This window comes from Allobosea sp. NPDC055332, assembly GCF_053645455.1.
The window spans coordinates 451906-475548 of record NZ_JBSHMO010000005.1 but is presented as its reverse complement, the minus strand read 5'-3'; the positions used below and the strand labels follow the sequence as shown (position 1 = coordinate 475548).

Below are 23643 nucleotides of genomic sequence, written 5' to 3'. Positions count from 1 at the left end.
AAGCCCGACCATGACGGTGCAGCGCACGCTCGCGACGACCTACCTAAAGCCAGGATAAGCACACATGACTATCGCCCTCGCCATCCATGGCGGCTGCGGCACCTTGCCCAAGGCCGAGATGACCGACGCCGAATGGGCCGAGGCCAAGGCCCATCTCGCCAAGTCGCTGCGGGCCGGCTGGGCGATCCTCGCCAAGGGCGGCAGCGCGGTCGACGCAGTCGAGGCCGCCGTGCTGGTGATGGAGGATTCCGTTCATTTCAACGCCGGCCATGGCGCTGCCTTCAATGCCGATGGCGAGCATGAGCTCGACGCCTCGATCATGGACGGCTCGACGCTCGCCGCCGGGGCGCTTTGCGCGGTCAAGCGCATCCGCAATCCGGTCAGTGCCGCCAAGGCGCTGATGCATCGCGGCGACCCGCTGCTGCTCACCGGTCCGGCCGGCGACGCCTTCGCCCAGACCGAGGGGCTCGACATCGTCGATAACGCGTATTTCTCGACCGAGCGACGCCGCAAGAACCTGGCATCGATGAAGATCCGCGAGCTCGTCGGCACGGCCGGCGAAGCGAGCGAGGCCGAGAAGCACGGCACCGTCGGCGCGGTCGCGCTCGATGCCAACGGCCATCTGGCGGCGGCGACCTCGACCGGCGGCTACACCAACAAGCCGCCGGGGCGTGTCGGCGATTCCCCGATCATCGGCGCCGGCACCTATGCCCGCGACGGGCGCTGCGCCGTTTCGGGAACGGGCAAGGGCGAGTTCTTCATCCGCTACTGCATCGGCCACGAGATCGCGTCGCTGATCGGCTATGCCGGCCTCTCGTTGAAGGACGCATCCGACCGCGCCATCGCCGAACTGACCGCGCACAAGATCGGGGCCGGACTCGTCGCCATCGGGGCCGATGGCGCGATCGTCGCGCCTTATAATTCCGAGGGCATGTATCGCGGCTGGGTGACGCCGGACGGGCTCGTCCATGTCGGAACCCATGCCGATGTCGAGGTGATGGGGCAGGCATGAGCAGCGAACCCATCCTGATCTGGGGCGCCGGCGCGATCGGCGGCACGCTCGGCGCCTATTGGGCGCGGGCCGGGGTGCCGGTGCTGCTGGTCGACATCGTTGCTGAGCATGTCGAAGCCTGCCGGACATCGGGGCTTGCGATCACCGGGCCGGTCGAAGAGTTCCGGCAGGTCGTGCCGGCGATGACGCCGCAGGAGCTGACCGGCACCTATTCGCGCATCGTGCTGGCGGTGAAAGCGGGCGCGACGGAAGCCGCCCTCGCAGCCCTGAAGCCGCATCTCGCCGAGGGCGGCTATGTGCTCTCGGCCCAGAACGGGCTCAACGAGATCACCATCGCCAAGGCGGTCGGCGCGGAGCGGACCATGGGCTGCTTCGTCAATTTCGGCGCCGACTGGCACGGGCCGGGCGAGATCCTCTACGGCAATCGCGGCGCCGTGGTCGTCGGCGAGCTCGACGGGGCGATGAGCGAGCGCGTGCGCGAGATGCACCGGCTGCTCGCGATTTTCGAGCCGGACGCGATCCTGACCGACAACATCTACGGCTACCTCTGGGGCAAGCTCGCCTATGGCGCGATGCTGTTCGGCACCGCCCTGACCAATGATTCGATGTCGGCGAATTTCGCCGATCCGGAGCGGCTGCCGGTCTGGCTGGCGCTCGGGCGCGAGGTCGGCGCGGTCGCGGCGGCGCGCGGCGTCACCTCGCTGGGCTTCGGCGCATTCGACCCGAGCGTGTTCGCGCCCGGCGCACCAGAGGGTCCGCAGGTCGAAACGATCGCCTGGCTCGCCGACTACACCTCGAAGACGGCCAAGACCCATTCCGGCATCTGGCGCGATCTTGCCGTGCGCAAGCGCAAGACCGAAGGCCAGGCGCAGATCGGCATCATCTCGACGCTCGGCCACGAGGTCGGCGTCGCCACGCCGGCGCTTGAGCTCTTGGTATCCCTGATCCAGGACATCGAGGAGGGCCGCCGCCCGATGTCCCTGGACACGCTGAAGGTCCTGATCGAGCAATGCAAATCCGCTTCGACAATCGCGTAGCTCTCGTCACCGGCGCCGCCCAGGGGATCGGCCGCGCCATCGCTGCGGCCCTGGTCGAGGCTGGCGCCCGCGTCCATATCGCCGATCTCGACGCGGAAGGCGTCACCGCCAGCGCAAATGCGCTCGGTGCGAGCGCCCATGTCGCCGATCTCGGCAGCCCGGAGACTGCGAAGGAGCTGACGGCTGCGATCCTCGCCGCCGAGGGCCGGCTCGACCTGCTGGTCAACGCCGCCGGCGGCGTGCGCGGCCAGGTCGGTCGGCCGATCGAGGAGATCTCGGAGAGCGACTGGCGTGCGGTCTTCGCCGCCAATGTCGACGCGGCCTTCTTCCTGTCGCAGGCGGCCGCGCCGGCGATGAAGCAGGCAGGGTATGGCCGCATCGTCAACATCTCATCTGGCGCCGGCCTGCGGCCGAGCCTGACCGGCATCCAGGCTTATGCCAGCGCCAAACATGCGCTTGTCGGCCTGACCAGGCAGCTCGCCTGGGAATTCGGGCCGCACGGCATCACGGTGAATTCGGTCGCCCCCGGCTTCGTCCGCTCCAACCCGGCGACCGAGCGGCAATGGGAATCCTATGGTCCCGATGGCCAGAAGCGGCTGATCGAGGGCATCCACACCCGCCGGCTCGGCACGCCCGAGGACATCGCCCATGCCAGCCTGTTCTTCCTCTCCGAGCAGGCGGGCTGGGTGACCGGGCAGATCCTTTCGGTCGACGGCGGCCGCTCTTGACAGGGCAGCGATGCACGCATTGCGTGCAGTAAGCCGGCTGCGAACCGCGCTTCGTCACAGTTCTGCATTGCAAGGGCCTTAAGCGGCCCGGATTGGACAGGCGCGAATCGACGGCGCCGGGAGGAATGTTCGTGGAGCGCAGTTTCGATCTCGCCATCGTCGGCGCCGGCATTGTCGGCCTCGCCCATGCGCTCGCAGCGGCGCGGCGCGGGCTGAAGGTGGTGGTGATCGATCGCGACGCGCAGGCGAACGGCGCCTCGATCCGCAATTTCGGCTTCATCACCGTGACAGGCCAGCAGGCCGGCGAGACCTGGCGGCGGGCGAAGCGTTCGCGCGACGTCTGGGCCGAGATCGCGCCGAAGGCCGGCATCGCCATCGCCCATGCCGGGCTCTGCACGACCTCGCGCCGGCCAGAGGCGACCGCCGTGCTCGAAGCCTTCCTCAAGACCGAGATGGGCGAGGGCTGCGAGCTGGTGAGCGGCGGCGCACTGTCACAGCGCTTCCCCTTCCTCGCCGGCCAGGAAGCGGCGCTATGGAGCCCGCACGACCTGCGCGTCGAATCGCGCGAGGCGATCCCGCTGCTCGCCAACCATCTCGAACGCGACTGGGGTGTCACCATCCTGCGCCGGACGACGGTGCGGGGCGTGACCTTGCCGGTGATCGAGACCTCGGCCGGCCCCTTGCGGGCCGATGCCGCGATCATCTGCCCGGGCGATGATTTCACCGGGCTCTATGCGGACGAGCTCAAGGCCGCCTATCCCGCATTGACCCGCTGCAAGCTGCAGATGCTGCGCGTGCGGACCGCCTCCTCCGGCCCGGACCTGCCATGCGCCGTGATGTCCGATCTCTCTTTGGTGCGCTATCTCGGCTATGCCGAACTGCCGGAAGCCGCAGCCTTGCGCGCCCGGCTCGAGCGCGAGCAGCCGCAGCAGCTCGCCAACGGCATCCACCTGATCACCGTCGCTTCGGCCGACGGCACCCGCGTCGTCGGCGATTCCCATCACTACGCCGCGACGCCCGACCCCTTCGGCGACACCCAGGTCGATGAGCTGATCCTCGACGAATACGAGGCGGTGTTCGGCGCCCGGCCAGTGGTCGAGGCACGCTGGCTCGGCACCTATGCCAGCCTGCCCGACCGGCCGATGCTGCGCGAATGGGTCGCCGACCGCGTCGGCCTGGTCATCGTCACCTCGGGGACGGGTGCGTCCACCTCCTTCGCCATCGGCGAAGAGACCATTGCGGAGATGTTCGGATGAGCGCGCTGTCCCTGCTTCCCTTCCAGACCGTCAGGGCCGTGGTGCTCGACTGGGCGGGCACCGTCGTCGATTTCGGTTCGCGTGCGCCGATGGGCGCCTTCGTCGAGGTCTTCGCCCGCTTCGGGGTCACCATCTCGATCGCCCAGGCGCGTGGCCCGATGGGCCTGCCGAAACGCGCCCATATCGCGGCGCTGATGGCGGAGCCCGCAATCGCGCAGGCCTGGCGCGCCGCTCATGGCGAAACGCCGGGTGAAGCGGCGATCGACGCCGTCTACGAGCAGTTCGTGCCGCTCAACGCCGCCGTCGTCACCGACTATGCCGATCTCATCCCGGGCGCGGCCGACAGCATCGCCAACCTGCGCCGCCGTGGCCTCAAGATCGGCTCGACCACGGGCTATACCCGCGAGATCATGGAGCGGCTGCTGCCGGTCGCAGCAGCGCAGGGCTATCAGCCCGACAATCTCGTCTGCGCCGGCGATCTCGCCGAAGGCCGCCCGGGCCCGCTGATGATGTATCGCTGCTTTGCCGATCTCGGCGTCTATCCGCCCTCCAGCGTGATCAAGGTCGACGATACCGAGCCGGGAATCGCCGAGGGCGTCGCCGCCGGCACCTGGACGGTCGGGCTCGCCATCTCCGGCAATTGCGTCGGCCTGTCCCTGGCCGAATGGAACGAATTGCCGCTGCTCGAGCAGCAGAAGCTGCGCGGCGAGGCGGCGGCGCGCTTGCGGGCTGCCGGCGCCGACTATGTCATCGACAGCATCGCCGAGCTCGTCGGCGTGGTCGAGGCGATCGAGGCGACGCTCGCGGCCCGGCAAAGCGCGAAGCAGTCCGCCTGACGAGTTTTCCGCCCGTCTTCACTGCTACCGGATGCGTCAGCCCGCGCCTAATTTTGAATGATTGACAAACAAAAATCCGCGGCTGACAATTCATACGCATACAAACGAATTTCCACCTCGACTTGGCGCCCTGCGCCCGGCCAGCCTACGGTAGGAAATCGCGCAGCGAGGGGCTGTGGATGCGTAAGGCCAGCGAGTCACGGGAGAGCCATCGAATGGACCGTCGCCAATTCGTCAGCGGAGCTGCGCTCGGCGCCGTTGCGCTGACCACGCCGTCGCTGCTGCGCGCCCAGGGCGCGCCGATCAAGATCGGCGAGATCAACAGCTACACCTCGCAGCCGGCCTTCCTGAAGCCCTATCGGCAGGGCTGGGAACTGGCGCTGGAGCAGGTCAATGCCGGCGGCGGCGTGCTCGGCCGCAAGATCGAGACCCTGTTCCGCGACGATGCCGGCAAGCCCGAGGATTCGGTGCGTCTCGCCGGCGAGTTGATCAACGCCGAGAAGGTCGACCTGCTCTCGGGCGGCTTCCTCTCCAATGTCGGCCTCGCCATCGCCGACTACGCCCTGCAGAACAAGCGGCTCTATGTCGCCTCCGAGCCGCTCTCTGACGCGATCGTCTGGGCCAAGGGCAACCGCTACACCTTCCGCCTGCGGCCCTCGACCTACATGCAGGCGGCGATGCTGGTCGAGGAAGCGGCCAAGCTCCCGGCCAAGAAATGGGCGACGGTGGCGCCGAACTACGAATACGGCCAGTCGGCGGTGAAGTGGTTCAAGGAACTACTGAAGAAGGCCAAGCCGGACGTCGAGTTCGTCGCCGAGCAGTTCCCGGCGCTCGGCCGCATCGATGCGGGGGCGACGGTGCAGGCGCTCGAGGCCGCCAAGCCCGACGCGATCTTCAACGTCACCTTCGCCGCCGACCTCTCGAACTTCGTGCGCCAGGGCAATACCCGCGGGCTCTTCGAAGGGCGCACGGTGGTCTCGATGCTGACCGGCGAGCCGGAATATCTCGACCCGCTCGGCGCCGAGACGCCGGTCGGCTGGATCGTCACCGGCTATCCGCATGCCGACCTCCAGACGCCGGATCACGTCAAGTTCCGCGACGCCTACAAGGCGAAGTACAACGACTATCCGCGTCTCGGCTCGGTCGTCGGCTTCGACACCATGAACGCCATCGCTGCCGGCATCGCCAAGGCCGGCACGACCGACAACGAGAAGCTCATCGACGCCATGAAGGGGTTGAAGTTCACCTCGGCCTTCGGCCCGGTGGAGTTCCGCGCCTCCGACCACCAGGCGACGCTCGGCGCCTATGTCGGCAAGACCGCGGTCAAGGACGGCAAGGGCGTGATGGTCGACTGGCGCTATGCCGACGGCGCCAAATACCTGCCGTCTGATGCAGAGGTGAAGACGCTTCGCCCGGCGGGCTAAGCGCCAGGCTTCGACCTGATCTAGACTATGGCTGACCCGGCCGCGGCAGAGCGCTGCGGCCGCGGGAAGACTGCGCCCTTTTTTCGGTTGTTTCGACGGAACCTCGCATGATCGATCTGATCTTCGCGCAGACGCTCAACGGCCTGGCCTCGGCCTCGTCGCTCTTCCTCGTCGCCTGCGGGCTGTCGATCATCTTCGGCGTGACGCGGATCGTGAACTTCGCGCACGGCTCCTTCTACATGCTGGGCGCCTATCTCGCCTTCACGCTGGTCTCCTATTTTGGCGGCTCCGATGCGCTCGGCTTCTGGGGTGGCGTCCTGCTCGCAGCGCTGGTCATCGCGGTGCTGGGCGCCATCGTCGAGATCGTGATCCTGCGCCGGATCTACCAGGCGCCGGAGCTGTTCCAGCTGCTCGCCACCTTCGGCCTGGTGCTGATGGTGCAGGACATCGCACTCGGCATCTGGGGGCCGGAGGACAAGCTCGGCCCGCGCGCGCCCGGCTTCAAGAGCTTCGTCGTGCTGATGGGCAGCCGCTTCCCGAGCTACGAGCTCTTCCTGATCGTGGTCGGGCCGATCATGCTCGGCCTGCTCTGGTTCCTGTTCCAAAAGACGCGCTGGGGCACGCTGGTGCGTGCCGCGACGCAGGATCGCGAGATGGTCGGCGCGCTCGGCGTCAACCAGCGCCTGCTCTTCACCTCGGTCTTCGCCTTCGGTGCCGGCCTTGCCGCGCTCGGCGGGGCGCTGCAGCTCCCGCGCGAGGCGGTGAACCTGCATATGGACCTCTCGATGATCTCGGAGGCCTTCGTCGTCGTGGTCGTCGGCGGGCTCGGCAGCGTCACCGGCGCCTATCTCGCCGCCGTGCTGATCGGCATCATCCACGCCTTCGGCATCCTGATCTTTCCGAAGATCACGCTGGTGCTGGTCTTCCTGGTGATGGCCGTCGTGCTCGTGATCAAGCCCTACGGGCTGATGGGCAAGCGCCCGGTCGGCAGCGCCCATGCGCACGGCCCGGTCGAGCCGCTGCTGCTGCCGGCCAGCGCCAACGTCAAGCTGATCGGCCTCGCGGCGCTCGCCGTGCTGCTGCTCGCGCCTTTCATCATTGCCGATCACTGGCTGCTGACGCTGACCGAGCTCTCGATCTTCGCGCTGTTCGCGGCGTCGCTGCACTTCATGATGGGCCCGGGCGGCATGGCTTCCTTCGGCCACGCCGCCTATTTCGGACTCGGTGCCTATGGCGCGGCGCTGGCGGTAAAATGGCTGGGCATGCCAATGCTGCCGGCGCTCGCTTTCGCGCCCTTCCTCGCCGGCATCGCCGGTTTCGTCTTCGGCTGGTTCTGCGTGCGGCTGTCGGGCGTCTATCTGGCCATGCTGACGCTCGCCTTCGCCCAGATCGCCTGGGCGACCGCCTTCCAATGGGTCGATGTCACCGGCGGCGACAACGGCATTCTCGGCGTCTGGCCGGCAGCCTGGGCGAGCTCGAAGCTGGTCTATTACTATCTGGCACTGGCGATCTGCGTCGCCGCGATCATCTGCCTTCGCGTCGTCGTCTTCGCGCCCTTCGGCTATGCATTGCGGGCCGGACGCGACAGCCCGCTCCGGGCCGAGGCAATCGGCCTGCCGGTGATGCGGATCCAGTGGATCGCCTTCATCATCGCGGCCTTCGCCGCCGGCATCGCCGGCGCCCTGTTCGCCTTCTTCAAGGGCTCGGTCTTCCCGACCTATATGGCGATCCCGCGTTCGGTCGACGGCCTGCTGATGGTGCTGCTGGGCGGCGTCCAGACCGTCTCTGGCCCGATCGTCGGCGCCTTCGCCTATATGGGCCTGCAGGAGCAATTGATGAAGGCGACGATGTACTGGCGCTTCGTGCTCGGCGCCTCGATCGTCCTGCTGGTCATTCTGTTCCCGCGCGGCCTCGTCGGCACTGCCCTTGCCTTCTCCGAACGGCGTCGCGAGGCCGAGCCCGCTCCGCCCGTCACAGCCACGCTGGAGCCCGCCCGATGAGCCCGGTCCTCGAAGTCCGCAATCTCGGCAAATCCTTCGGCGGGGTACGCGCCGTCGACGATGTCAGCTTCTCGGTCGAGGCCGGCAAGCTGCTGGCGCTGATCGGCCCGAACGGCGCCGGCAAGACCACCTGCTTCAACATGCTGAACGGCCAGCTGCCCTCCGACCGCGGCGAGGTGATCTTCGACGGCCGGACGATCACCGGCCTGAAACCCCGCGAGGTCTGGCGGCTCGGCGTCGGCCGCACCTTCCAGATCACCGCGACCTTCGCCTCGATGAGCGTGCGCGAGAACGTGCAGATGGCGCTGATCTCGCATGCCGGCGAGACCTGGACCCTGTTCGGCCGGGCCAAGGACCGCCATGTCGCCGAGGCCGACGCCTTGCTGAAACAGGTCGGCATGCTCGACCAGGCCGAGCGCGCCTGCGGCGTGCTCGCCTATGGCGACCTGAAGCGGGTCGAGCTCGCGGTCGCGATCGCCAATAAGCCAAAACTCCTGCTGATGGACGAGCCGACCGCCGGCATGGCGCCGCGCGAGCGCATCGCCCTGATGGCATTGACCGCCGAGATCGCCCGGGAACGCGGCATCGCCGTGCTGTTCACCGAGCACGACATGGACGTGGTCTTCGCCCATTCCGATGCGATCCTGGTGCTCGACCGCGGCAAGCTGATCGCCAAGGGCCGGGCCGAGGAGGTCCGCAACGATCCGGCCGTGCGTGCGGTCTATCTCGGTTCCGGCGCGACCTCGGGAGGGCACTGATGCTCGAGATCGAAGGCCTCAACGCTTATTACGGCCGCGCCCATATCCTGCACGGCGTCGGCTTCTCGATGGGGCGCGGCGAGGTGCTGGCCCTGATGGGCCGTAACGGCGCCGGCAAGTCGACGACGATGAAGGCGGTGATGGGCCTGGTGCCGCCGCAGGCCGGCCGCATCACCTTCGAGGGGCAGATGATCGTCGGGCGCGAGCCGTTCGAGATCGCCCGCCTCGGCATCGGCTATGTCCCGGAGGAGCGCCGCGTCTTCTCCGAGCTCAGCGTGATGGAGAACCTCTCCGTGGCGCAGCGGCCGAAGCGCGAGGGCGCGCCGCACTGGACGCCGGAGCGGCTGTTCCAGCTCTTCCCCAATCTCGGCCGCATGCGCGACCGGCCGGGCGGAGCGATGTCGGGCGGCGAGCAGCAGATGCTGACCATCGCCCGCACGCTGATGGGCAATCCCAAGCTCGTCCTGCTCGACGAGCCCTCGGAAGGGCTTGCTCCCGTGATTGTCGAGGAGATGGCCAAGACCATCCTGGCGCTGAAGGACGAAGGGCTCTCGGTGCTGATCTCCGAGCAGAACCTGCACTTCGCCGGCTCTGTCGCCGACCGCGCCACCATCATCGAGAAGGGCCTGATCCGCTTCACCGGCACGATGGACGAGCTCAAGGCCGACGACGCCGTGCGGGCGCAGTATCTGTCGGTGTGATCCGCTTACCGTCATTGCGAGGAGCGTTAGCGACGAAGCAATCCAGGAGCGGCAGAGCGAACCCTCCTGGATTGCTTCGCTTGCGCTCGCAATGACGGCAGCGCTTGAGCCAACCGGAAAACTAAAAACCCCGGAAGCTTGCGCTTCCGGGGCAGGTGCCCGACCAGGACCGTCCAGCCGGGAGGGAGGAACGTTACCAGCCGGCGAGGACAGAGCCCTTGAAGCGCTCGGCGACGAAGGCCTTGATCTCGGGGGTGTGATAGGAGGCGAGCAGCGCCTTGACCCAGGGCTTGTCCTTGTCGGCCTCGCGCACGGCGATCAGGTTGACATAGGGGCCCTTCGGATCCTCGCGCAGGATCGCCGAGGTCGGCTCGATCTTGGCGTCGACCGCATAGTTGGTGTTGATCGCGGCGGCGGCGACGTCGGCCAGCGAACGCGGCGTCTGGGCGGCCTCGATCTCGATGATCTTCAGCTTCTTCGGGTTGCTGACGATGTCGGCGACGGTCGGCTTGAAGCCGACGCCGTCCTTGAGCTTGATCGCGCCCTTGTCCTGCAGCAGCAGCAGCGAGCGGCCGCCATTGGTCGGATCGTTCTGGATCGCGACGGTGGCGCCATCAGGCACCTCGGCCCAGCTCTTGTACTTCGAGGAGTAGATGCCAAGCGGGAAGTTCACGGTCAGGCCGACGCTGACCAGCTTGAAGCCGCGATCCTTCACTTGGTTGTCGAGATAGGGCTGGTTCTGGAAGGAGTTCGCCTCGAGCTCGCCGGCGGCCAGCGCCTGGTTCGGCACGACATAGTCGGAGAACTCGATGATCTTAAGGTCGAGGCCGTTCTTGGCGGCGATCGGCTTCACCTTCTCGAGGATCTCGGCATGCGGGCCGGGCGAGGCGCCGATGCGGACGACCTGGTTCTGCTGGGCGAGTGCGGGGGCAACGAGGACGAGCGAGGCGGCAAAGCCGAGCGCGAAGCGACGGCTGAAGAGAATGGACATGATGACTCCTTAGTGAACTGAACGGGTGTTGGAAACGGAAAGGGCTCAGGCGTGGCGCAGGCGCTTGTTGAGGCGGCGCGAGAGACGGTCGCCGACGCTCTGCACGGTCTGGACGAGAACGATCAGCACGGCGACGACGATCGCCATCACATCCGGCATGAAGCGCTGATAGCCGTAGCGGATGCCGAGATCGCCAAGTCCGCCGCCGCCGACTGCGCCGACCATGGCGGAGAAGCCGAGCAGGCTGACGAGAGCCAGCGTCAGGCCGAGCACGATCGCCGGCAGCGCCTCGGGCACCAGCACCTTGCGGACGATCTGCAGCGGGGTGGCGCCCATCGAGCGGGCGGCCTCGACCAGACCCTGGTCGACCTCGCGTATGGCGCCCTCGATCAGGCGGGCGATGAAGGGCGTCGCCGCCACGGTCAGCGGCACGGTCGCGGCGAAGGTGCCGATCGAGGTGCCGGCGATCAGCCGGGTGAAGGGGATGATCGCGACGACCAGGATGATGAAGGGCGTCGAGCGGGTGGCGTTGACCAGCGCGCCGAGCACCGCGTTCACCGCGGGTGCGGCGAAGAGCTCGCCTTTCTTGCTGGTGGCGAGGAAGACGCCGAGCGGCAGGCCGAGCGCGGTGCCCAGCCCGGCCGCGATCGCGACCATCAGCAGCGTGTCGCCGGTCGCCTCGATGATCAGACGGATGAGTTCAGGAGACATGGCCGACCAGCTCCGCCTTGAGATCGAGGGATTTCAGCGCGCCGAAGACGGCGGCGAGCTCGGGTTCGCTCGCCGGCACCGAGACCAGCAGACTGCCGAAGGGCTTGTCGCCGATCGCGTCGATGCGGCCGGCGAGGATGTTGACGTCGACGCCGATCACGGCGCTGAGGCGGCTGATCACCGGCGTCGTCGCATTCTCGCCGGTGAAGGCGATGCGCAGCACGGCGCTGTCGCCGGCCAGCGCCTGCTTATGGATGCGGCCGGCGAGATAGTCCGGCACCTCGACGCCGGTCACCGCCTCGACGAAGCTCGCCGTGGTCGGATGGCGCGGCCGGGTCATCACCTCGAAGGTCTCGCCCTCCTCGACGATGTGGCCGCCCTCGATCACGGCGACGCGGTCGCAGATCTCCTTGATCACCGGGATCTCGTGAGTGATCAAAAGGATGGTGATGCCGAGCTCGCGGTTGACCTGCTTGAGCAAAGCGAGGATCGCGCGGGTCGTCTCGGGATCGAGCGCCGAGGTCGCCTCGTCGCAGAGCAATACCTTCGGCTCGGTCGCCAAGGCACGGGCGATGCCGACGCGCTGCTTCTGGCCACCGGAGAGCTCGGCCGGATAGCGCTCGCGCTTGTCGGCGAGCCCGACCAGAGCGAGCAGGCGAGAGACCTGCGCCTCGATCTTCGCCTTGGGCACGCCGGCGATCTCCAGCGGCAGCGCGACATTGTCGAACACCGTGCGCGACGACAGCAGGTTGAAGTGCTGGAAGATCATGCCGGTGGCACGGCGGCGCTCGCGCCAGCCGGCCTCGGTCAGATTGGTGACATCCTCGCCCTCGATCAGGATGCGGCCGGAGGTGGCGCGCTCCAGCCCGTTTACCAGGCGGATCAGCGTCGACTTGCCGGCACCGGAACGGCCGATCACGCCGACGATGCTGCCGCGCGGCACAACGAGATCGATGCCGGCGAGCGCCGTCACCGGCTCCTGGCTGTCACGGCCGGCGAAGGTCTTTCCGACCGCCTCGAAGCGAATGATCGCGTCAAGCGGCGGCACTGGAAGGAGGGCCTCGACGCGAAAGGCGTCGGGCTTCACGGGGGCGTTCATCATGACCTCAGAAATGCGTGTGGCACGACCAGTGCGCAATGCCCAATTGCTCGAGCGTGACCTCGCGGATCGAGCGGCGTCGCTCCTCGGCGCCAAGCTCCGCGAGGGAGCGCTCCAGCCAGCGCGGCTCGCCAGCTTCGGCGAGCACGGCCCGCTCGAACCAGGACGCGAATGCCGCGCGCAATGTCTCGAACAAAGTCACCGGCCCGCTTTCAGGCTGCCAGCCGCAGGCCGGGACGCGAGCGGACGAGCTGGCGCGCCGCGAGCTCCGCCGCGACCGGCGTGGCGAAACGCTGGCCCTCGAGCCGGTCGAAGGCCGCCGAGGCGGAGATGAAGGTGAAGAAGCGCTCATCGGCGCCGCGGGCAACGAGGCCCGCCTGGGTTTCGCCGATCTCGATGACATAGGCCTGGCGGGCCGGCGGGCTGGAAATGACCTGGGACTGGAACGACATGATGATCTTCGCCGCGTTGCGGCGCCCTGTATTGCGGTGATGTCGGAGGTGATGCCGCGGAACGGCGTCAGCGCTGGCTCAGCGGCGACAACAACACATCATCGAACGGACGATCGGTTCGACAGGGCGGAGAACGGAGCCGGTCATGTTCATCTCCTCAAGCTGGGGAGCCCACGACCACGTCGTGGCGCTTTAGCGTTTGGTGACGCGGCGCAAGCTGCTCGCTCAAATCTCCGCGGCCATCGGTGACCCGACGACATCCGCAATCTAGGAAATCCCGTTCTGCATGTCAATCCAAACGTTCTTTTAAAGGTACGCGCCGATCAGGAAGAGCTTTCCGCCGAACGGGCGGAGAAGGAAATTTTCTTTTCCGGCGCAGCCCATTCCTCCCTCGGCGTAGAACAACATGCCATTCTGGCGTCGCCGGCCCGACCTGCTATCGTCCGCACCGACTCAACGTGGGGATGGGATGAACGACAGGACGGACAGCGCCAGCATCGTGGACGGGCGGATGACACTGCCGGGCGTGGCCGGCGCCTTCGTTCAGGACGTCGCGAAGCCGCTCGCCTTCACGGCGGACGGGCTCGTCGCGATCGCCGGGCATGAGTGGCGCGATGGCGCGCTGCACGACGCCACCCGGATCGAGGGCCATGCCCGGCCCGATGGCGCGACGCTCGCGCGGATCAACCAGCCGGACCCGGCGCAGGAGCTGTCGCTGACGATCCGCTCCTTCCCAGGCGAGAGCGCGCCGCTGCTGCGGCTCAGCTTTCCCGCGGGGGCACAGGGCGATCTCGACGACCGGCTCGCCGCCGAGCTCTTCCTGCCGCAACCACTGTTCGCGAGCCTGCAGCAGGACCTTGCCGAGGGCCGCGCCGGCAGCCTCTCCTTAACCGCGACGACCAATCTCTGGCTGCGCGAAGGAGTCGTCGATGAAGAACCGCCGGTCTTCCATCTCGCGCCAGAGGCCGATGGCCGGCCGGCGCAGGCGCATGGCCGGGTGCAGAGCATCAGTTGGCGGCCGGCGGAGCCAACTGCCGAGGGTTTGCTCGCGCCCGGCCAATCCGATCAGGACGTCGAAGAGCCGGAAGACCCGGTCGCCGAGCAGCTCCGGCGGATCAACTGGAGCCTGAAGCAGGTCCTGATCATCCTCGTCTTCCTGATGCTGATCATCGCGCTGAAATAGCGCTCACTCCTCCGGCGAGCGCCGGTTCGCTTGCGTCTCGTAGACCTGCTCGTTCTCGATCCATTTGCCGTCGAGGCCACGACCGCGGTTGAGCTGCGTCTTGTCGCGGTTGGAGAGCACCTTGTGATCGGGCAGCGAGGCCGGCCGCGTGCTCGTCGCGCCGGTGCCGTCGCCCTTGCCCTTGATGCTCGGACCGAGCTTCCCGCCAGCATTGGCCATCATCGTCTCCTTTGCGTGCGTTGAGCCCCCACTCTCAAGCCAACGCCTCGCTCCGGAGATGGTTCGCCTGCGAACTTCGTCCGCAGGGCTGCGTTGTTCCAATTGCAAAGCCAGGAGCCCGCCATGCTCGACATCCTCCCCGCGCCCGACCATGTCGCGGCCTTCCGCATCACCGGCACGCTCGACGAGCCCGATTTCGACAGGCTGATCGCCGAGATCGAGGGCAAGCTCGAGCGGCATGAGAAGCTCGGTATTCTCGCCGACCTCACCGGCTTCGAGGACATGACCTTCCGCGCCGGCCTCAAGGATGCGCGCTACGGCTTCGGCAAGATCCTGCAATGGCACCGTTTCCCGCGCGAGGCTGTCGTCACCGACAAGGGCTGGATCGAGACGCTGGTCGCGGTCGCGAGCCCGCTCGTGCCGTTCGTCGAGGTCAGGAGCTTCAAGCCAGACGCCTTCGACGCGGCATTGGCCTGGGCGAGCGAGATCGAAGGCGGGCCGAACGCCTGAGCACAGCGAAGATGAACGCCGGCGAACAATTTCGTTCAGGCGGAGTTCCGGACAGGACCGCTTTTATCGCGGCAACCAAAGGAGATGCCCTATGCGACACCTTCTCATCGCCGCAGCGATCGCGCTCGGCGCCGCCGTGACCCCGGCGGCCGCCAGCGAGAGCTTCAGCGGCGCGGCCGCCCTCGACAAGGTCGAGGCGACCTATGTCCGCCACAACCGCGAGCACCGGATGTGGGAGATCCAGCGCAATATGGAGCGCCAGCAGCGCTACGGCTATCGCGATCGCGGCTATGACCGCGGCTATGGCTATCGCCGCCACCATGGCGGCCCGCCGCCCTGGGCCCCGGCCCATGGCCGCCGCTATCACGACCGTTACGACCGCTTCTGAGCGGTCGCCGCGCCCTTCGCCTCCCTGTCCCCCAGGGCGAAGGGCGCGGGAGTTTTTCAGCCTCCTTCTCCCCTCGGGGGAGAAGGTCCGGCAGGGGATGAGGGCGGGACGACCGGGTGAGACGTCAGTCTCTCGCCCTGCATAACGGGCCCTCATCCGTCAGCGCTGCGCGCTGCCACCTTCTCCCCCGAGGGGAGAAGGAAAGCGCCCAAGCTTTTCCCCGCCCGCAGGCTCACCCTGCGGGCGTTGTCGTATCTGAGGGGCAGCGGAGCGCCGCGAGGCGCTGGTTTGGTATCCGCTTCCGTGAGCTACGGACGCGGCGCGGATGGATTGAGCCACCATCCGCACGCCCCGTGGCGCTCCGCCGGGCGGCGATTTGAAAACTCCGGGCCGCGCTTCTGTCACGCCGGTGTGAGCCGGCGCGGTCTAGCGAGCTCCTCGCGCAGGGATCGTAGTGTCCCCAGGTCGGTTCCCGAAGCCTCCCGGGAGCGAGGCGCAACCCTCGCCCGCAGGCGCCGCACCCACCCCGCCAAACGACATGCCTCCAGTCGGCCGCCCCTCGGGGATGGGATGCACGGCATTATACGGGAGGTTCGGAGGGTGGGGATTGTTCAGACGCTTATCCCCGCATTCACCCAGCCCGTCATGGTCGGGCTTGTCCCGACCATCCACGTCTTTACACCCGAGCGACCGGGCACCGCGCCGGCCAGCATGCCATCAGCGCCGCAAGACGTGGATGGGCGCCACAAGGGCGACCATGACGGGAGCGGCGTCGGCGCTCTTGCCGGTAGCTGGACCGCCCGCCATCCTGCCGGCATGAGGCGCAAGGGTGGCTGGGTCTACATCATGACCAACCGGCCGAACGGCACGCTCTATCTCGGCGTGACGAGCGATCTGGCGCGTCGCGTCCACGAGCATCGCGAAGGGCTGCTCGCCGGGTTCACCAGGACGCACGGCCTCAAGCGGCTCGTCTGGTACGAATGGCACGATGAGATCGCGGCTGCGATCCAGCGCGAGACCTCGATGAAGCGCTGGTACCGGGCCTGGAAGACCCGCACGATCATGGCATGCAATCCGGACTGGAACGACCTCTACGACGAGCTGGCGTGAGCGCGCGCCCGTCATGGTCGGGCTTGTCCCGACCATCCACGTATTACACCAGTTACGCTTGGCTAGGCCGCCGCCAGAACCGCGTCATGGTCGGGCCTGTCCCGACCATCCACGTCTTTGCTCGATAGCGATCAGCCGCGATGCCCGCAGCGAAGAGCCCGTCATCAGCGCCGCAAGACGTGGATGCTCGGCACAAGGCCGAGCATGACGGTGGAGGCACTGAAATTTCGCCCCTTTGGGCAATCGCGACGACACTCGTATCCCTCTTGCGAATCGTCGATGCACAACTCTAAATTTAAATGACGTAGAGGGAGAATATGAACTGTGGCGATTCATAAAAAGAACCTCCGCAATTTTCTTCAGCTATTTTATGCCCCCGAACGGCTTAGGCTACGGCTGCTCCGTGACGACGTAAAGCAGGAGATCAAGAAGGCAGAAGGAAGTGGCGGCGGAGGGCCGTTCTTTTACGGGCCATTCTGGGCGGACGCCAAGGACCATGCTGCTGGCCTGAAGGATTTGGCGACTGAAACAGAGCTAAGAATTGCAGATAGCAAATCTAGGCGGAAAACTTATCCGCTTTTACGAGATGGTTTTCTTCAATGGTGGAATGAAAAACGGCGCTGGCGAAACGAGCCATTTGAAATTATTCCCTATACCATACCGGTGCAAGCAGCCATCCACGAAAGCGGCTGCGTTGTAAAAATCGAAAATATGTTCAGCGTTAAAATCGATGAGAATAATAGGCGCCTAATATATCCTTATTTTTCAGAAATTCCTTCGATATCGACTGAAGCTGCTAGGCTTGGAATATCCATCATCGGACAGGCAATGCCACGGAAGAGGTGCGCATCTTAGATGTCAGGCGAGGCATTGCCTATGGTACGATAGACGCTCCTCTTAAAGGTGACGAGCGGCAGTTATTCTTATCATATTACAGGTGTGCCTTAGCAGATTGGGAAAAGATCAAAAAAGAGCTGGGATAGATTACCTCCGCCTCCCCCTTCTCTCCCCCGCCCCTTTCGGCCGCGCCTCCGGCACCGGGCCCATCTCGTCCAGTGTCGGCTTGCGCGGCCTCGCGACGCTCGCCTTCGGCCGCCCCTCGCCCCCACCCCAGTTGTGCGGGCCCATGTCGGCGTCGGTCGGCTTGCGGGCGCGGGTCGGCAGGTTGGCTGAGGCGCCATAGCTGCGCTCGCCCCGGTATTTGCCGGCCGAGGACTCGACATCGCTCTGGCGGGCGAGCGGATCGTCGGCGATGGCGAGCTCGGTCGCCTGCAGGCGCTTGATCTCGTCGCGCAGGCGGGCGGCGGTCTCGAATTCGAGGTCGGCGGCAGCCTCGCGCATGCGCTTTTCGAGATCGGCGATCGCGGCCTTGAGGTTGTGGCCGGCGACCGGCCCCTCGACCAGCCCCTTGTCGACGGTGACATGGTCGCGCTCGTAGACCGAGCCGAGGATGTCGCCGATGGCGCGCTTGATCGTCTGCGGCGTGATGCCGTGCTCGGCGTTGTAAGCCTCCTGTTTCTCGCGCCGGCGATTGGTCTCGGCCATCGCCCGCTCCATCGAGCCGGTGATGTGGTCGGCATAGAGCACGACCTTGCCGTCGACATTGCGGGCGGCGCGGCCGATGGTCTGGATCAGCGAGGTCTCGGAGCGCAGAAAACCCTCCTTGTCGGCGTCCAAGATGGCGACGAAGCCGCATTCGGGGATGTCGAGGCCCTCGCGCAGCAGATTGATGCCGACGAGGACATCGAAGGCGCCAAGGCGCAGATCGCGCAGGATCTCGATGCGCTCGATCGTGTCGATGTCGGAGTGCATGTAGCGCACGCGCACGCCGTTCTCGTGCAGGTATTCGGTCAAATCCTCGGCCATGCGCTTGGTCAGCACGGTGACGAGGGTGCGATAGCCCTTGTCGGTGACCTCCTTGACCTCGTCGAGGAGGTCGGCGACCTGGTGCTTGGCCGGGCGGATCTCGACCGGCGGGTCGATCAGCCCGGTCGGGCGGATGACCTGCTCGGTGAAGACGCCGCCGGTCTGATCCATCTCCCAGCCGCCGGGCGTGGCCGAGACATGGATCGAGGACGGGCGCATCGCATCCCATTCCTCGAAACGCAGCGGCCGGTTGTCCATGCAGGAGGGCAGGCGGAAGCCGTATTCGGCGAGCGTCGCCTTGCGGCGGAAGTCGCCTTTGTACATCGCGCCGATCTGCGGCACGGTGACATGGCTCTCATCGGTGAAGACGAGGGCGTTGTCGGGCAGGTATTCGAACAGGGTCGGCGGCGGCTCGCCCGGCTTGCGGCCGGTGAGATAGCGCGAATAGTTCTCGATGCCGTTGCAGGAGCCGGTCGCCTCGATCATCTCGATGTCGAAGGTGCAGCGCTGGTCGAGCCGCTGCGCCTCGAGATAGCGGCCCATGCGGTTGAGCTCGTCGAGGCGGCCCTTCAGCTCCTCCTTGATCGACTTGACTGCCTGGTTCAGCGTCGGGCGCGGCGTGGTGTAGTGCGAATTGCCGTAGACTTTGATGAATTCGAGCTCGCCGGTCTTCTGGCCGGTGAGCGGGTCGAACTCCGAGATCGACTCGACCTCGTCGCCGAACAGGCCGATGCGCCAGGCGCGGTCCTCATAGTGGGCCGGAAAGAGCTCGACCGTGTCGCCACGCACGCGGAAGGAGCCGCGCGAAAAGTCGTGCTGGGTGCGCTTGTATTGCAGCGCGACGAGGTCGGCGATCAGCTGGCGCTGCTCGATGCGCTCGCCGAGCTTCAGCGAGAAGGTCATCGCCGTATAGGTCTCGACCGAGCCGATACCGTAGATGCATGAGACCGAGGCGACGATGATGACGTCGTCGCGTTCGAGCAGCGAGCGCGTCGCCGAATGGCGCATGCGGTCGATCTGCTCGTTGATCGAGGATTCCTTCTCGATATAGGTGTCCGAGCGCGGGACGTAGGCCTCCGGCTGGTAATAGTCGTAATAGGAGACGAAGTACTCGACCGCGTTGTCGGGGAAGAAGCTCTTGAACTCGCCGTAGAGCTGGGCCGCCAGCGTCTTGTTCGGGGCGAGGATCAGCGCCGGGCGCTGCGTCTCCTCGATCACCTTGGCCATGGTGAAGGTTTTGCCCGAACCGGTGACGCCGAGCAGGACCTGGTCACGCTCCTGCCGGCGGACGCCATCGACGAGATCGCCGATCGCAGTCGGCTGGTCGCCTGACGGAGAGAACTCCGACTTCATCTGGAAGCGCACGCCGCCTTCCGATTTCTCGGGGCGCTCGGGCCGGTGCGGCGTCCAGGGCTTGCCCGGCTCGATGAAGGGGCTGCCGGTCTCCAGCAGAGCCTGCAGCGACTTCGCCGTCAGCGAGGCGGCGCTGTCGCTGTCGGGGTCGAAGGCCGAGTCGGCCTTCTTCGAGAGTTTGCGCGGCTTCGCCTCGCCGGCATCGCCCGGCCGCACCTCATAGCCGGCCTGCGGCGTGTCGCTGAAGCCGGAAGCGCCGCCCGGCACCGCCTTGCCGCGGTTGATCGCCGGGTTGAGCAGGTCGGCGAGATAGCCGTCGAGCGGCTTGAGCTCGGGCTTGCTCGCCTTGGAGTTCGGCGTGCGGGTCGCGGCGGACTTCTTCGCCGCCTTGGGCTTGGCGGAGGTCGTGTCGGGCGTCTTTGGCATGGCCGCAATATGGGCGCGATTTGCGGCGGATGCGAGAGGGTGCAGCGCTGGCAATGGCGCGTTGGTGACAGGAGTTGACAGGAGAAATGATTTCAACTTTAACGTGAGTCTGCCATATAATACACTCGAAAGAAGTGAACATGGTGGGGGACCGGAGCTCGCCCGATGCGACGGAGGTCGACGCCTTCATCGCGCGCTGGCGCATGTCGGAAGGGGCGGAACGGGCATCGTTCCCGTCCTTCATCAACGAACTCTGCATCCTATTGCGGATGGAACGCCCGCAGCCGCCGACCAGTGATCCCGAGGCGGTGACCTATCGCTTCGAATACCCGGTCCGGCAGTTCGGGCCTGACGGCTCAGCGACGACCGGCTGGATCGATCTCTACCGGAAGAGCTGCTTCGTCGCCGAGGCCAAGCAGCTACGGCTGAAAGGCCAACCCAAGGAAATCCTGCCGGCCGGCAGCGGGGATGACGTGCCGACCAATGCGCCACGTGGACGCCGCGGCGCGGATCGCGGCCTCGACGTGATGATGCTGAACGCCAAGCGCCAAGCGGAACAATACTGCCGCGCTTTGCCCGCCTCGCATGGCTGGCCGCCCTTCATCATCCTCTGCGATGTCGGTCACTGCTTCGAGTTCTATGCGGACTTTTCCGGACAGGGGAAGAACTACGCCCAGTTCCCGGACAGGCACCGCTTTCGCATCTATCTCGAGGACCTGCGCGATCCCGCCATCCGCGCCTGGATCGCACGCATCTGGAGCGATCCTGCCTCGCTCGACCCGTCCCGCCAGGCCGCCCTGGCGACGCGCCAGATCGCCCAGCGCCTCGCTCTGGTCTCCAAGGCCCTGGAGCGCCGGCACGATCCGGAGGACGTGGCGCTGTTCCTGATGCGCTGCGTCTTCACCATGTTCGCCGAGGATGTCCGGCTGATCCCGGCCGACAGCTTCAAGCGGCTGCTGCGCGAGTGCCTGGAGGCGCCGAAGAGTTTCAAGCCGCTGGTCGAGGACCTCTGGCGCGCCATGGATCTCGGCCGCTATTCCTCCGCTGTCCGCGCCGAGCTGAAGCGCTTCAACGGCCGCATGTTCGCCGAGCCGCAGGTGTTCGCGCTCGGCAGGGGCGGCATCGCCGAACTGCTCGTAGCGGCAGAGCATGACTGGAGCCTGGTCGACCCCGCCATCTTCGGCACCTTGCTCGAACAGGCGCTGGAGCCGGCCGAGCGGGCCCGGCTGGGCGCACACTATACGCCGCGCGCCTATGTCGAGCGCCTGGTGGTGGAGACGGTGATCGCCCCCCTGCGCGACGACTGGCGGAACGTCCTGGCAGCGGCACAGCAGGCACGCGACGGCGGCAGTCTTAAAAGCGCGCTCGCACTGGTCCAGGCCTTCCACGAAACGCTTTGCGCGACACGCGTTCTTGACCCGGCCTGTGGAACCGGAAACTTCCTGCACGTCGCGCAGGACCTGATGAAGCGGTTGGAGGGCGAGGTCCTCGAGGCCGCTGCCGAGCTCGGGGCAGCAGAGCAGCTCGGCGGCTTCGGCGCGCGCGGCGTCGGGCCCTGGCAGTTCTTCGGCATCGACGCCAATCGCCGGGCGGTGGCTATCGCCGACCTCATGCTCTGGATCGGCTATCTGCAATGGCATCTGCGCACCCGTGCCTTTGCACCGAGCGAGCCGATCCTGGAAGAGCTGACGCACGTCTTATCGGGCGATGCGCTGCTCGTCTGGGACGACTGGCCAGTGCCGCTCGTCGAAGGCGGGCGCGAGGTCACACCACGCAATCCGCGCCGGCCCGACTGGCCGCAGGTCGAGTTCATCGTCGGCAATCCGCCCTTCATCGGTGGCAAGGATCTGCGCGGCCGGCTGGGCGATGGCTATGTCGGGGCGCTGCGCGCCGCCTATCCGCAGATGAACGAAAGCGCCGATCTGGTGATGTACTGGTGGGACCGGGCGGCTGAGCTGTTCGCCCTGCCCGGGACGAAGCTCCGGCGCTTCGGCTTCGTCACCACCAATTCGATCACGCAATTGTTCCAGCGCCGCGTAGTCGAGCGGCATCTCAACGCGAAGAAGCCGGTCTCGCTGCTATTGGCGATCGCCGATCATCCCTGGACCAAGGCTGGCAAGGATACGGCCGCAGTGCGGATCGCGATGACGGTCGCGGAAACCGGCCGGCAGGAAGGGCGCCTGCTCGAGGTGATCGCGGAATCCGGGCTCGATACCGACCAGCCGCGCGTGGAGGTGCGCGAGCGGCAGGGGGTGATCAATTCCGATCTCAGCATCGGCGTCGACGTCACCCGGACCACGCGCCTGCTCGCGAACGAGGGTCTATGCTCGCCGGGCGTGAAGCTGCACGGCGCCGGCTTCATCGTCACGCCGGCCGAAGCCGAGACGCTCGGGCTCGGCCAGCGGCCGGGGCTCGACGATCATATCCGCCGCTATCGCAATGGCCGCGACCTCACTGCGCGCTCGCGCGATGTCCTGGCGATCGACCTGTTCGGGCTCTCCGCCGCCGAGGTGCGCGAGCGCTTTCCGGAGGTCTACCAGCATCTGCGCCTGACCGTCGAGAAGGACCGCCAAGCTCAGTTCGAGCGTTCGCCGACCGTCGACGCCCGCTCCTATCTTGCCAATTGGTGGCTGTTCGGAAAGCCGCGTCAGGAACTCCGTCCGGCTCTCGACGGCCTTCAGCGCTACATTGCGACCGTCGAGACAACCAAGCACCGGGTCTTCCAATTCCTCGACGCCGGCATCCTGCCCGACAACATGCTGGTCGCCGTCGCATTGTCGGACGCCTTCCATCTCGGCGTGCTGTCGTCGCGCATCCATTGCGTCTGGGCCTTGCAGTCCGGCGGCTGGCTCGGCATCGGCAACGACCCGCGCTACTCCAAATCGCGCTGCTTCGATCCCTTCCCCTTCCCCGAGGTCGCGGAGACACAGAAGCAGGCGATCCGCGAGGCCGCCGAGGCGCTCGACGCGCTGCGCAAGGAGGTGCTGGGGCGGCATCCGGACCTGACGCTGACAAGGCTCTACAATGTGCGCGAGGCGACCCTCGCCGGCCGGCCGCTCTCAGCCGCCGAGGCCGATATCCGCGATCGCGGGCTGGTGCTGATCCTGAACGAGCATCATGAGGCGATCGACGCTGCGGTCGCGGCGGCCTACGGGCTCCCGGCCGATGCGGGAGACGAGACGATCCTGGCGATGCTGGTGGCGCTCAACCGCGACCGGACCCGCGAGGAAGAGCGCGGGACGGCGCGCTGGCTGCGGCCGGACTATCAGCGGCCGCGCTTCGGGCGGGAGGCTGCGGTCGGCGAGCAGATCGAGGCTGCCGAGCTGCTGTCGCTGCCGGCTCCGGGCGGGGCAAAGCCCGTCTTCCCGACGCAGCCGGTCGAGCGGGTGGCGGCCGTGCTCGCGATCCTGGCGACCTCGCATATGCCGCTCGGCGCAGATGCGGTCGCGTTGCGCTTCAGCCAGGGCCTCAGGGTCAGGTCGTCAGTGCGCGCAATTCTGATATCGCTTGCCCGCGTCGGCGAAGCCTCGACCAGGGATGGCGGGGCGAGCTTCGCACGCCGCTTCCTCGCGACCGGCTGACA

General features: G+C 66.8%; 22 protein-coding genes. 15 read left to right on the top strand and 7 right to left on the bottom strand.

Annotation, left to right across the window (positions count from 1 at the left end; genetic code table 11):
- The first annotated feature begins 64 nt into the window (after positions 1-64).
- The 9 genes from ACWIGM_RS27745 (at position 65) to ACWIGM_RS27705 (ending at position 9752) form a co-directional block, all read left to right on the top strand.
- Entirely contained in the window at positions 65-1012 is a 948-nt protein-coding gene (locus ACWIGM_RS27745) for an isoaspartyl peptidase/L-asparaginase family protein (protein WP_454029197.1), read from the top strand.
- Positions 1009-2049, top strand: a complete 1041-nt coding sequence (locus ACWIGM_RS27740) for a ketopantoate reductase family protein (protein ID WP_454029196.1) — start codon at positions 1009-1011, stop codon at positions 2047-2049. The genes ACWIGM_RS27745 and ACWIGM_RS27740 overlap by 4 nt, the downstream gene beginning before the upstream one ends.
- Positions 2022-2777, top strand: a complete 756-nt coding sequence (locus ACWIGM_RS27735; RefSeq protein ID WP_454029195.1) for an SDR family NAD(P)-dependent oxidoreductase — start codon at positions 2022-2024, stop codon at positions 2775-2777. Before ACWIGM_RS27740 ends, ACWIGM_RS27735 begins: the two co-directional genes overlap by 28 nt.
- Before the next feature lie 125 nt (positions 2778-2902).
- Positions 2903-4033: a TIGR03364 family FAD-dependent oxidoreductase gene (locus tag ACWIGM_RS27730; RefSeq protein ID WP_454029194.1), complete on the top strand. Its 1131-nt coding sequence runs from the start codon at positions 2903-2905 to the stop codon at positions 4031-4033.
- The gene (phnX, locus tag ACWIGM_RS27725; protein ID WP_454029193.1) at positions 4030-4869 is read left to right on the top strand and encodes a phosphonoacetaldehyde hydrolase; all 840 of its coding nucleotides are present in this window, start codon (positions 4030-4032) and stop codon (positions 4867-4869) included. The genes ACWIGM_RS27730 and phnX overlap by 4 nt, the downstream gene beginning before the upstream one ends.
- A 215-nt stretch (positions 4870-5084) precedes the next feature.
- The gene (locus ACWIGM_RS27720; RefSeq protein ID WP_454029192.1) at positions 5085-6293 is read left to right on the top strand and encodes an ABC transporter substrate-binding protein; all 1209 of its coding nucleotides are present in this window, start codon (positions 5085-5087) and stop codon (positions 6291-6293) included.
- A gap of 110 nt (positions 6294-6403) precedes the next feature.
- On the top strand, positions 6404-8293 hold the full coding sequence (locus ACWIGM_RS27715; protein WP_454029416.1) for an ABC transporter permease: 1890 nt from the start codon (positions 6404-6406) through the stop codon (positions 8291-8293).
- Entirely contained in the window at positions 8290-9051 is a 762-nt protein-coding gene (locus tag ACWIGM_RS27710) for an ABC transporter ATP-binding protein (protein WP_454029191.1), read from the top strand. The genes ACWIGM_RS27715 and ACWIGM_RS27710 overlap by 4 nt, the downstream gene beginning before the upstream one ends.
- Positions 9048-9752 (top strand): ABC transporter ATP-binding protein, encoded by a 705-nt coding sequence (locus ACWIGM_RS27705; RefSeq protein ID WP_454029415.1) that lies wholly within the window; start codon positions 9048-9050, stop codon positions 9750-9752. Before ACWIGM_RS27710 ends, ACWIGM_RS27705 begins: the two co-directional genes overlap by 4 nt.
- A 193-nt stretch (positions 9753-9945) precedes the next feature.
- Here the strand turns inward: ACWIGM_RS27705 and ACWIGM_RS27700 are convergent, their stop codons facing one another.
- Genes ACWIGM_RS27700 through ACWIGM_RS27680 form a run of 5 tightly spaced genes read right to left on the bottom strand, consistent with a single transcriptional unit; the run spans position 9946 to position 13005 of the window.
- Positions 9946-10743 carry a MetQ/NlpA family ABC transporter substrate-binding protein gene (locus tag ACWIGM_RS27700; RefSeq protein ID WP_454029190.1) on the bottom strand — a complete coding sequence of 266 codons (798 nt, stop codon included), beginning with the start codon at positions 10741-10743 and terminating at the stop codon, positions 9946-9948.
- A 45-nt stretch (positions 10744-10788) separates the two neighbouring features.
- Entirely contained in the window at positions 10789-11454 is a 666-nt protein-coding gene (locus ACWIGM_RS27695; protein WP_126114307.1) for a methionine ABC transporter permease, read from the bottom strand.
- On the bottom strand, positions 11444-12553 hold the full coding sequence (locus ACWIGM_RS27690; RefSeq protein WP_454029189.1) for a methionine ABC transporter ATP-binding protein: 1110 nt from the start codon (positions 12551-12553) through the stop codon (positions 11444-11446). The genes ACWIGM_RS27695 and ACWIGM_RS27690 overlap by 11 nt, the downstream gene beginning before the upstream one ends.
- Positions 12554-12560: 7 nt before the next feature.
- Positions 12561-12755: a hypothetical protein gene (locus tag ACWIGM_RS27685; RefSeq protein WP_454029188.1), complete on the bottom strand. Its 195-nt coding sequence runs from the start codon at positions 12753-12755 to the stop codon at positions 12561-12563.
- Between the two features lie 10 nt (positions 12756-12765).
- Positions 12766-13005: a hypothetical protein gene (locus ACWIGM_RS27680; protein ID WP_100959978.1), complete on the bottom strand. Its 240-nt coding sequence runs from the start codon at positions 13003-13005 to the stop codon at positions 12766-12768.
- Positions 13006-13474: 469 nt separating this feature from the next.
- On the opposite strand from ACWIGM_RS27680, the gene ACWIGM_RS27675 reads away from it, so the two are divergent.
- Positions 13475-14188: a hypothetical protein gene (locus tag ACWIGM_RS27675; protein ID WP_454029187.1), complete on the top strand. Its 714-nt coding sequence runs from the start codon at positions 13475-13477 to the stop codon at positions 14186-14188.
- 3 nt (positions 14189-14191) lie between these two features.
- Here the strand turns inward: ACWIGM_RS27675 and ACWIGM_RS27670 are convergent, their stop codons facing one another.
- A complete protein-coding gene (locus ACWIGM_RS27670) occupies positions 14192-14407 on the bottom strand; it encodes a hypothetical protein (RefSeq protein ID WP_454029186.1) in 216 nt (71 codons plus the stop codon).
- 123 nt (positions 14408-14530) lie between these two features.
- Here ACWIGM_RS27670 and ACWIGM_RS27665 point away from each other — a divergent pair, with 123 nt between their 5' ends.
- From ACWIGM_RS27665 to ACWIGM_RS27650, 4 genes are all read left to right on the top strand, one after another.
- Positions 14531-14917 (top strand): SpoIIAA family protein, encoded by a 387-nt coding sequence (locus ACWIGM_RS27665; RefSeq protein WP_454029185.1) that lies wholly within the window; start codon positions 14531-14533, stop codon positions 14915-14917.
- A gap of 91 nt (positions 14918-15008) precedes the next feature.
- On the top strand, positions 15009-15305 hold the full coding sequence (locus tag ACWIGM_RS27660; protein WP_454029184.1) for a hypothetical protein: 297 nt from the start codon (positions 15009-15011) through the stop codon (positions 15303-15305).
- 645 nt (positions 15306-15950) lie between these two features.
- Positions 15951-16415 (top strand): GIY-YIG nuclease family protein, encoded by a 465-nt coding sequence (locus ACWIGM_RS27655; protein WP_454029183.1) that lies wholly within the window; start codon positions 15951-15953, stop codon positions 16413-16415.
- Positions 16416-16739: 324 nt separating this feature from the next.
- A complete protein-coding gene (locus ACWIGM_RS27650) occupies positions 16740-17270 on the top strand; it encodes a hypothetical protein (protein WP_454029182.1) in 531 nt (176 codons plus the stop codon).
- A gap of 129 nt (positions 17271-17399) precedes the next feature.
- Here ACWIGM_RS27650 and uvrB read toward each other — a convergent pair whose 3' ends face one another.
- Positions 17400-20060, bottom strand: coding sequence for an excinuclease ABC subunit UvrB (gene uvrB / locus ACWIGM_RS27645; protein ID WP_454029181.1), 2661 nt, complete (start codon positions 20058-20060; stop codon positions 17400-17402).
- A 140-nt stretch (positions 20061-20200) separates the two neighbouring features.
- On the opposite strand from uvrB, the gene ACWIGM_RS27640 reads away from it, so the two are divergent.
- Positions 20201-23641, top strand: a complete 3441-nt coding sequence (locus ACWIGM_RS27640; protein WP_454029180.1) for a class I SAM-dependent DNA methyltransferase — start codon at positions 20201-20203, stop codon at positions 23639-23641.
- Positions 23642-23643 lie beyond the last annotated feature (2 nt).